Source organism: Acidovorax delafieldii 2AN (assembly GCF_000175235.1).
GTDB classification, from domain to species: Bacteria; Pseudomonadota; Gammaproteobacteria; order Burkholderiales; family Burkholderiaceae_C; genus Acidovorax; species Acidovorax delafieldii_B.
This window is the reverse complement of the sequence record NZ_ACQT01000160.1, coordinates 1-8,738: the sequence shown is the minus strand read 5'-3', so window position 1 is coordinate 8,738 and position 8,738 is coordinate 1. Positions and strand designations below refer to the sequence as shown.

Here is an 8,738-nt window from a genome sequence, read left to right as displayed (position 1 = left end):
GGGTGTGGTGGCGGGTCGCGCACGCTGGCGGCCAGCTTTTGACCGGGTGGATCCGGTGGCGCGTGCGTGCGGACGCGTTCGCCGGGTCCATGCATGGCGGCATCAGGCGCGGCCGCTGAACGCCCGCGCAACGCCGCGCAGCACGCCCCCAACCACATGCGCTCTCGCAATCAAATGCGGTTACAGTGCGATACATTCCCCGCGCAGCCCGGCGCTGGGCGTCTTCGGGGCCGAGCCGCCCTTCGCGCGGGGTTGATCGCCTTTTGTGTAGCCGCGCTTCGTTTCCATGACCACCGTACCTGCTGCATCCACCCACTGGGTGGTTCGGATGAACTACCGCAACCGCAGTGCCTCATGGTTGTTCGTGGTGGCGGTGCTGGGGGTGCATTTCCGGGACATCGGTCTGGGGACGGGGGCGTGGGTGCCCATGCTGGCGCAGTTTGTCGTCTATCCGCACGTGGTCTACCTGCGCGCCCGCCGCGCCAAAGACCCGCTGGCGGCCGAGATCCAGAACATGCTGCTCGACAATTTCTGCTTCGGCCTGTGGGCGGCTGCCCTGGGTTTTCCGCTGTGGATTGGCTACATGCTGATCATCTGCGGCTGCATCAATGTGACCGCGTTCCGGGCGGGCAAGGGCGCTGTGCAGGCGCTTGCCGCAGCGGCGCTGGGCGCCGCGCTGACCGTGGCCGTGACCGGCTGGCGTTTTACCCCCGATACGTCGTTGCTGGTCAGCGCCCTCAGCATGGGATGCCTCACGACCTATCTCGTGCTGTTTGCCAGGGGTGCCCATACGCGCACCGTGGTGCTGGCCAATACCCGGGCCCAGTTGCGCCAGAGCCAGGCGCAGTTGCAGAGCCAGTTGCAGGCGGTCCAGTCGCTGCAGGCCCAGCTGACCGAGCAGGCCAATCGCGACCCCCTCACCGGCCTTTACAACCGCCGCTACCTGAACACCGCCCTGCCGCGTGAACTGGACGCCAGCGCGGGTGCCGGCCTGCCGCTGGCGGTGCTGCTGATGGACCTGGACCATTTCAAGCTGATCAACGACCGCCTGGGCCACGCCGCCGGCGACGACGTGCTGTGCCAGGTGGCTGCATTGCTTCTGGAAGGCACACGGGCCAACGACATCTGCTGCCGCTATGGCGGAGAAGAGTTTCTGCTGGTGCTGCCGGGCATGGCCCTGGACGCGGCGCTGGCGCGTGCACAGGCTTTTCGGCAGAAGGTGGCCGATCGGCAGTGGTGTGCCGATGGCCAGCCGGTGGCGGTCACGCTGTCCGTGGGGGTGGCCTGCACCCTGGGCGCGGCACTGTCTCCGGCGGCGCTGATCGACAGGGCCGATCGGGCGCTCTACCAGGCCAAGGCCGAGGGACGCAACCGCGTGAGTGCGGCAAGGCCTGCTCCGGCAGGCGGCGCCGATGCCGTGGCGTCGCCCACAAGTCCGGCGCCGTGAGGCCCTGCGGGCGGCGACTCCATCAGGCGTGCATCAGCAAATCGGTGCTTCGGCGGGGTAGGGCGGCAACCCGTGGCGCATGCGTGCCCGGTCACAGGCATCGCTGCCGGCTGCGAATTCGCGGCAGGGCGAGGGGCGCCATTCGTAGATGCCGCAGGCGGCCTGAGTACCCAGCTTGCCCGTGAGCGCGGCGCAGCGCGGCGGGCTGTGGTCGGTGCCGCGCATGCGGCAGGTGGTGCCGGTCACTTCCACCACCAGGCCGTCGGGTACGTCACCGCCTCCTTCCTGCGTCTCATGCACCGAGAAATCCACGCGGAAACTCGCGCAGCATGCGCCGCAGGTCAGGCAGGGGTGGGGAGCGATGGGCATTGTGCGGCGGCGGCTCAGACAGGGGTTGCACGGTCGGGGAATGCCTTGGACCAGTGCAGTATCTCGCACGACGCCCGCAAGCCATGCCGCCAGAAGGGGTCGGTTTCGACCAGCGCCTGCACCTCTGCACGGCTGTCCGCACGCACCACCCACAACCCGCCCACCGGCGGCAGCCCTGGGTCTCGGCGCAGCGAGCCGGCCACCAGGATGTGTTCCTGGTGGCCATCCAGCCACGCGAGGTGGGCCTGCATCTGTGCCTGGCGCACGGAGACTTGGTGGGCGTGATCGTGAAATCGCACCGCAAAGAGCGAAGGCGCGGCGTCTGCCATGTCAGGCCACGCGGCCGAGCAGCAGGTATTCCATGAGCGCCTTCTGCACATGCATGCGGTTTTCCGCCTCGTCCCAGACGACGGATTGCGGGCCGTCGATCACGTCGGCTTCGACCTCTTCGCCGCGGTGCGCAGGCAGGCAGTGCATGAACAGGGCGTCTGCCTTGGCGGCGGCCATCATTTCAGCGTCCACGCACCAGTCGGCGAAGGCGGCCTTGCGGGCTTCATTCTCGGCCTCGTAGCCCATGCTGGTCCACACGTCGGTGGTGACCAGGTCTGCGCCCTTGCAGGCTTCGAGCGGATTGCTAAAGAATTGATAGCTACCGGCGCTTATTCCACTTGCACCTGCGGCCAATTTTTCATCCACTTCGTAGCCACGGGGGGTGCTCACGTGCACCTTGAAGCCCAGCAGCGATGCGGCCTGCAGCCAGGTGTTGGCCATGTTGTTGCCGTCGCCCACCCAGGCCACCGTCTTGCCTTGGATGGAGCCGCGGTGCTCGATATAGGTGAAGATGTCCGCCAGGATCTGGCAGGGGTGGAACTCATTGGTCAGGCCGTTGATGACGGGCACGCGCGAGTCGGCCGCGAAGCGCTCGATCTTGGTCTGCTCAAAGGTGCGGATCATCACCAGGTCCACCATGCGGCTGATAACCTTGGCGCTGTCCTCGATGGGTTCGGCGCGGCCGAGCTGGCTGTCGCCCGTGGTCAGGTGCACCACGCTGCCGCCCAGCTGGTACATCCCGGCCTCGAAGCTCACGCGCGTGCGCGTGCTGGCCTTCTCGAAAATCATGGCCAGCGTGCGGTCTGCAAGCGGGTGGTGTTTTTCGTAGGCCTTGAACTTCTTCTTGATGAGCGCGGCACGCTCGAACAGGTAGGCGTATTCGTCGGCGGTGAGGTCGTTGAACTGAAGGTAATGTTTCATGGTGGTTTCGTTGCGGGCCGGCTCATTCCGCCAGCAGGGCCTTGACCAGGGGGGTGAGCTTGGCGACGATTTCGTCTGCCTCGGCGATGGTGAGGATCAGCGGCGGCACGATGCGGATCACGCTGTCGGCCGTCACGCTGATCAGCAGGCCGGCCTCCGCAGCCCGGCCCACCAGCACGCCACAGGGCTTGGCCAGTTCCACGCCCAGCATCAGGCCCTGGCCGCGCACTTCCTTCACACCCGCCAGGCCACCGAGTTGGTGTTGCAGCGTGGTCTTGAGGTGCAGCCCCACCGTGGTGGCGTTATTCAGCAGGCCGTCTTCTTCCATGATGCGGATGGTTTCATTGCCCGCACGCATGGCCAGGGGGTTGCCGCCAAACGTGGTGCCATGGTTGCCAGGCTGCAGCACGTTGGCGGCCTTGGGGCCGGCCACCACGGCGCCGATCGGCACACCCGAGCCCAGGCCCTTGGCCAGCGGCATCACGTCGGGCACGATGCCGGCCCACTGGTGGGCAAACCACTTGCCGGTGCGGCCCATGCCGCACTGCACTTCGTCGATCATCATGAGCCAGCCGCGCTCGTCGCACAGCTTGCGCAGCTGCTGCAGGTATTCGACGCGCATGGGGTTGATGCCGCCTTCGCCCTGGATGGTTTCGAAGAACACCGCCACCACGTTGGGGTTGCCTTCGGTGGCCTTCTTGATGGCTTCGATGTCATTGAGCGGCACGCGGATGAAACCTTCGACCAGCGGGCCGAAGCCGCTGTGGATCTTGGGGTTGCCCGTGGCCGACATGGTGGCGATCGAGCGGCCGTGGAAGGCCTTCTCGTACACCACGATCTCGGGTTTGGCGATGCCCTGGTCCACACCGTACTTGCGTGCGATCTTCAGCGCGGCCTCGTTGGCTTCGAGGCCCGAGTTGCAGAAGAACACGTTGGTCATGCCCGAGCGCTCGACCAGTTTGGCTGCGAGTTGCTCCTGGCCGGGCACGTGGTAATAGTTGGACGAATGGATGATCTTGCTGATCTGGTCCTGCAGCGCGGGCACCAGCTTGGCGTGGTTGTGGCCCAGCGTGTTCACCGCAATGCCGCCCAGGGCGTCGAGGTACTCCTTGCCGTTCACGTCCCACACCCGGCAGCCTTGTCCATGCGACAGGGCGATCGGCACGCGGCCATAGGTGTTCATCACGTGGGGCGAGGCGGCCTCAATGAAAGCGGTCATGCAGTGATCTCCAGACAGTGCGTGAAAGGCCGGCCCGCAGGCCCGAACCCAAAAAAGCGAAGCACGATTCTAGGGCGAGCGCAGGTGTTTGCGGATGACGATTGCGCATCACTGCAATGCGTTGGGCGAGGGCGGTTGAGGCTAGCTCTTATATAAGAGTTAGAATACGCGTTGCGGCGCAGCATGCGGTGATCCTGCAGTATCCGCCACCTCACCACTCAGACCCCCGATGGTTTCCCTCTCCTCCAAAGAAGTCTTCATTCAGGGCATCACCCACGAAGGGAAAACCTTTCGTCCCAGCGATTGGGCCGAGCGGCTGGCCGGCGTGATGAGTTGCTTTCGCCCTGGCGGAGCGAAGCCCGGCAGCCATCTGAGCTATTCCCCCTGGTGCATTCCCACTACGCTCAATGGTGTGAAGTGCGTGGTGGTGCATAGCGATTTGCGCGACCACGAGCCCATGGCCTGGGATTTCGTCATCAATTTCGCGCGGGACAACAACCTGCAGATGGTCGAAGCCTGTCTGTTGCCCGACGCGCCTCCTGCGCTTCCCTGAACCGGCGGCCGCTTCTTTTGCGAGGGCGTTTGGACCTCCGCGGGGATACCGGGCCAACCTGGCCTTTGGTGTCTGTTGTACCGCCTTGCCTCCTGTAGCTCCCTTGCAGCGATCTCTCCGCGCCATAACTGGGCGGATCCCGATATTCCCGTGTTCGGTGGTTTTGGGGGGGGCAGGGGCTCGGCCTTGGCCCGCTACCGGCGCACCAACGAAAAAACCGCCCGAAGGCGGTTTTTTCGTTGCTGGCAGCGCACCCGTTACAAACGGCGAACGGCGCAGGCCGTCCGGGCTGTTTGCCTGAAGAGGGTCAGGCGGCCAGTGCCAGGGCTTTCACCTTGGCAGACAGGCGGCTCTTGTCGCGAGCAGCCTTGTTCTTGTGGAAGATGCCCTTGTCGGCCACGGTGTCAACCACGGCCTGCATCTTGGCGAACAGTTCGGTCGCCTTCGTCTTGTCGCCAGCCAGAACAGCCTTTTCGACGTTCTTGACGGCGGTGCGGTATTTGGAACGCAGCGAGGTGTTCGCGGCGTTGATCTTGATGTCCTGACGGACGCGCTTGCGGCCCGACGCCAGGCGCGGGTTCTTCTTCTTGGGCTTGGTGGATGCCATGGATGTGTTCCTTGATGTCTGAGGATGATGCCAGCAAAGCCCGCGATTATAGCCTAGTCGATGGCGCGTGCGCAGCACCCCCCCAGTGCAGCCGGGCGGAGCGTGCCGCCGCCAGGTAAGGGTACGCAACAGCCGGGGCAGTGCCGCGGCGCAGGGGCGGGCAGCGAATACACTCCCGGCGGTGTCCCTGCTCAAAGCCGCCTCCACCGTCTCCGTGCTGACCTTGGCCTCCCGTGTGACGGGCCTGGTGCGCGACCTCCTGATGGCCTCGATGTTTGGTGCGAATGCGCTGACCGACGCCTTCAACGTCGCCTTCCGCATTCCCAATCTGTTCCGGCGCCTTTTTGCCGAAGGCGCGTTCAGCCAAGCGTTCGTGCCTGTGCTGGCCGCCTCCAAGGCCCAGCATGGCGAGGCCGCCACGCGCATCCTCATTGCCAGCGTGGCGACGGCGCTGGCCTGGGTGCTGCTGCTCACCTGTGTGCTGGGCGTGGTGGGCGCGCCGCTTTTGGTGTGGCTGCTTGCCAGCGGCCTGCGGCAGAGCCCGGCCAGCTTCGACGCAGCCGTGGTCATGACGCGCTGGATGTTTCCGTACATTGGTTTCATGTCCATGGTGGCGCTCTCGGCGGGCGTGCTCAACACCTGGAAGCGCTTTGCCGTACCGGCCGCCACGCCGGTGCTGCTGAACCTGTGCATGATCGCCGCGGCCTGGCTGGGTGCGCCGCAGCTGGCGGCCCGGGGCATAGAGCCCATCTATGTCATGGCCGGCGGCGTGATGCTGGGCGGCGTGCTGCAGCTGGCCGTTCAGTTGCCCGTGCTGCACCGCTTGGGCCTGCTGCCGCGCATTGGCGTGACCTGGGGCGCGGTGCGCGCAGCCTGGGCCGAGCCGGGCGTGCGCCGCGTCCTGACGCTCATGGCCCCCGCGCTGCTCGGGGTGGGCGTGGCGCAGGTGTCGCTCATGATCAACACCCAGATCGCGTCGTACCTTGCACCCGGCAGCGTGACGTGGCTGTTTTACGCGGACCGGCTGATGGAATTCCCCACCGCGCTGCTCGGCGTGGCGCTGGGCGTGGTGCTGACGCCCCAGCTCGCCGCCGCCAAGGCAGCGGGCGATGCGCAGCGGTATTCGGCCATGCTCGACTGGGGCCTGCGCATCGTGGTGCTGCTGGCCGTGCCCTGCGCGGTGGCGCTGCTGACCTTTGCCACGCCGCTGGTGGCCACGCTGTTCCACCATGGCGCGCTGCTGGACAGCGACGTGGGGCAGATCGCCATTGCGTTGGCTGGGTACGGCGCTGGCCTGCTGGGGCTGGTGGCCATCAAGGTGCTGGCGCCTGGCTACTACGCCAGCCAGGACATCCGCACGCCCGTGAAGATCGCCATCGTGGTGCTGGTCATCACCCAGCTGCTCAACGCCGCGCTGGTGCCTCTCATGGCCCATGCGGGGCTGGCGCTGTCCATCGGGCTGGGCGCGCTGGTCAACGCGCTGTGGTTGCTGGTGGGGCTGCTGCGCCGGGGCAGCTACAGGCCCCAGCCTGGCTGGGCGCGCTTTGCACTGCAGGTGGTGGCCGCCAGCGCGCTGTTGGCGGTGCTGCTGCTGTGGGCGGCGCAGTATTTCCCGTGGGTGGAGATGCGCGGCCAGGGCGGTAAGCGCGCAGGGTTGCTGGCGCTGGTGCTGTGCGCCTCGGTGGCGCTGTATTTCGGCGCGCTGTGGGCGGCAGGGCTCAAGATGCGCCAGATGCTGCGCCGCTGAAAGCACAACTGCGGCGCCGCGAAACACCTGGAGAGAACCGCGTCCTTGCGTGGCTTGACGCCGCGCAGCGCCCACCGTACAACCCTGCCATGTCCCTCAGCTATTCCGTTCCGACCTCGCTGGAATACTTCGCCGCCCTGGTGCAGAGCGACGAGCATTTTCCGCTGCTCGAAGCAGCGGCCAGCCTGGCCCAGGACGAATACATCGACCTCGACGTGCAGCAACTGCTGGGCGATATGGACCAGTTGCTGGCGCGCATCCAGCGGCGCATGCCGGCCGATGCGCCGGCGTTGCAGCGCCTGCGCATGCTCAACCAGTTCTTCTTCAGCGACCTGGGTTTCACCAGCAACGTCAACAATTACTACGACCCCGAAAACAGCTACCTCAATGCCGTGCTGCGCACACGCCTGGGCATCCCCATATCGCTGGCCGTGCTGTGGATGGAACTGGCGCAAGGCCTGGGCCTGCATGTGCGGGGCATCGCTTTTCCGGGCCATTTCATGGTGAAGGTGCTGCTGCCCAAGGGGCAGGTGGTGATGGACCCTGTCTCCGGGCAGTCGCTCAGCCGTGAAGAACTGTCCGAGCGCCTGGAGCCCTACAAGCGCCAAAGCGGCCTGGTGGACGACTACGACGTGCCGCTGGGTCTGTACCTGCAGGCGGCCACGCCGCGCGACATCATTGCGCGCATGCTGCGCAATCTCAAGGAAGTGCACCGCACGCAGGAAGACTGGCAGCGCCTGATCTCGGTGCAGGACCACCTGATCGTGCTGCTGCCGCAGGCGTGGGGCGAATGGCGCGACCGCGGGCTGGCGCACGCGGAGCGCGGCAACGTGGCGCAGGCGGTGACCGATCTGCAGACCTACCTGGCGCATGCAGAGGACGGGCTGGACGTCGATGCCATCGCCGAGCGGCTTGCAGCCTTGCGGCGCCTGGGCCAGTAACGTTTCGCGCTCTGCGGGTGCGGCCGTTCACGCGGCGTGCGCGCCAGGCTGCGAGGGCGTTCCCGCGCGGCCGAACTGGTGCCATGCCCGGCGCAATTGCGTATCCGAGCTGAACCCCGCCAGCGCTGCCGCCTGGGTGACATTCTGGCCCGACTGCAATGCCGCTTCGGCCGCCGCAAGGCGGATGCGCCGCAGGTACTGCAGCGGCGCGATGCCCGCATGTTCCAGAAACAAGCGCGTGAGGTGGCGCGGCGAGGTGTGCGCCACCTCGGCCATGGCCGGCACGTTCCACGGGGCCTGGGGCTGCTGGCCCACGGCGTCCTGCACGCGGTGCAGGGCGGCGTGCAGGTGGTTGCGGTGGTGCAGAAAGGGCGAGAGTTCAGGATCGTGCGGCCCGCGCCGCAGGGCCACCACCATCGTCTGCGCCACCTGGGCTGCGATGGCCGGGCCACAGGTGTCGGCAATGCGCTGCAGCGTGAGGTCGATACCTGTGGTCACGCCCGCGCTGCTGTGCAGCGGGCCGTCGGCCACGAAAACGCGGTTGGCCACCACATCACAGCGGGGTTCGGCGAGCGCCAGCTCGTCAAGGTGCTGGTGGTGCGTG

At 66.5% G+C, this 8,738-nt stretch carries 10 protein-coding genes; 4 read left to right on the top strand and 6 right to left on the bottom strand.

The annotated features are described in order from the left end of the window. The first annotated feature begins 286 nt into the window (after positions 1-286). Positions 287-1,447: a sensor domain-containing diguanylate cyclase gene (locus tag ACDELDRAFT_RS16100; RefSeq protein ID WP_005798705.1), complete on the top strand. Its 1,161-nt coding sequence runs from the start codon at positions 287-289 to the stop codon at positions 1,445-1,447. Positions 1,448-1,480: 33 nt separating this feature from the next. Here ACDELDRAFT_RS16100 and ACDELDRAFT_RS16095 read toward each other — a convergent pair whose 3' ends face one another. From ACDELDRAFT_RS16095 to ACDELDRAFT_RS16080, 4 genes are read right to left on the bottom strand one after another with little or no spacing between them, the layout of a single operon-like run. Beyond that, positions 1,481-1,816: a YkgJ family cysteine cluster protein gene (locus tag ACDELDRAFT_RS16095; RefSeq protein WP_005798704.1), complete on the bottom strand. Its 336-nt coding sequence runs from the start codon at positions 1,814-1,816 to the stop codon at positions 1,481-1,483. A gap of 14 nt (positions 1,817-1,830) precedes the next feature. After that, complete coding sequence (locus ACDELDRAFT_RS16090; RefSeq protein WP_232504794.1) at positions 1,831-2,115, bottom strand: YciI family protein; 285 nt, start codon at positions 2,113-2,115, stop codon at positions 1,831-1,833. 31 nt (positions 2,116-2,146) lie between these two features. After that, entirely contained in the window at positions 2,147-3,067 is a 921-nt protein-coding gene (argF, locus tag ACDELDRAFT_RS16085) for an ornithine carbamoyltransferase (protein ID WP_005798702.1), read from the bottom strand. Between the two features lie 22 nt (positions 3,068-3,089). Then, positions 3,090-4,286, bottom strand: a complete 1,197-nt coding sequence (locus ACDELDRAFT_RS16080; RefSeq protein WP_005798700.1) for an aspartate aminotransferase family protein — start codon at positions 4,284-4,286, stop codon at positions 3,090-3,092. A 229-nt stretch (positions 4,287-4,515) separates the two neighbouring features. Here ACDELDRAFT_RS16080 and ACDELDRAFT_RS16075 point away from each other — a divergent pair, with 229 nt between their 5' ends. Then, the gene (locus tag ACDELDRAFT_RS16075) at positions 4,516-4,839 is read left to right on the top strand and encodes a DUF3579 domain-containing protein (protein ID WP_005798698.1); all 324 of its coding nucleotides are present in this window, start codon (positions 4,516-4,518) and stop codon (positions 4,837-4,839) included. A gap of 307 nt (positions 4,840-5,146) precedes the next feature. On the opposite strand, the gene rpsT is transcribed toward ACDELDRAFT_RS16075, so the two are convergent. Continuing rightward, positions 5,147-5,446: a 30S ribosomal protein S20 gene (gene rpsT / locus ACDELDRAFT_RS16070; protein ID WP_005798697.1), complete on the bottom strand. Its 300-nt coding sequence runs from the start codon at positions 5,444-5,446 to the stop codon at positions 5,147-5,149. Positions 5,447-5,627: 181 nt separating this feature from the next. Here rpsT and murJ point away from each other — a divergent pair, with 181 nt between their 5' ends. Further along, a complete protein-coding gene (murJ, locus tag ACDELDRAFT_RS16065) occupies positions 5,628-7,193 on the top strand; it encodes a murein biosynthesis integral membrane protein MurJ (RefSeq protein WP_005798696.1) in 1,566 nt (521 codons plus the stop codon). An 89-nt stretch (positions 7,194-7,282) separates the two neighbouring features. Further along, positions 7,283-8,134 carry a SirB1 family protein gene (locus tag ACDELDRAFT_RS16060; protein WP_005798695.1) on the top strand — a complete coding sequence of 284 codons (852 nt, stop codon included), beginning with the start codon at positions 7,283-7,285 and terminating at the stop codon, positions 8,132-8,134. 27 nt (positions 8,135-8,161) lie between these two features. On the opposite strand, the gene ACDELDRAFT_RS16055 is transcribed toward ACDELDRAFT_RS16060, so the two are convergent. After that, positions 8,162-8,738: GlxA family transcriptional regulator (locus ACDELDRAFT_RS16055; protein WP_005798694.1), on the bottom strand; the 577-nt coding region annotated here is incomplete at its 5' end.

Excerpts from the sequence above, each read along its gene's own strand:
- ACDELDRAFT_RS16100 (WP_005798705.1), top strand. The coding sequence starts at position 287 with ATGACCACCGTACCTGCTGCATCCACCCACTGGGTGGTTCGGATGAAC.
- ACDELDRAFT_RS16095 (WP_005798704.1), bottom strand. The coding sequence starts at position 1,816 with ATGCCCATCGCTCCCCACCCCTGCCTGACCTGCGGCGCATGCTGCGCG.
- argF (WP_005798702.1), bottom strand. The coding sequence starts at position 3,067 with ATGAAACATTACCTTCAGTTCAACGACCTCACCGCCGACGAATACGCC.
- ACDELDRAFT_RS16080 (WP_005798700.1), bottom strand. The coding sequence starts at position 4,286 with ATGACCGCTTTCATTGAGGCCGCCTCGCCCCACGTGATGAACACCTAT.
- ACDELDRAFT_RS16075 (WP_005798698.1), top strand. The coding sequence starts at position 4,516 with ATGGTTTCCCTCTCCTCCAAAGAAGTCTTCATTCAGGGCATCACCCAC.
- rpsT (WP_005798697.1), bottom strand. The coding sequence starts at position 5,446 with ATGGCATCCACCAAGCCCAAGAAGAAGAACCCGCGCCTGGCGTCGGGC.
- ACDELDRAFT_RS16060 (WP_005798695.1), top strand. The coding sequence starts at position 7,283 with ATGTCCCTCAGCTATTCCGTTCCGACCTCGCTGGAATACTTCGCCGCC.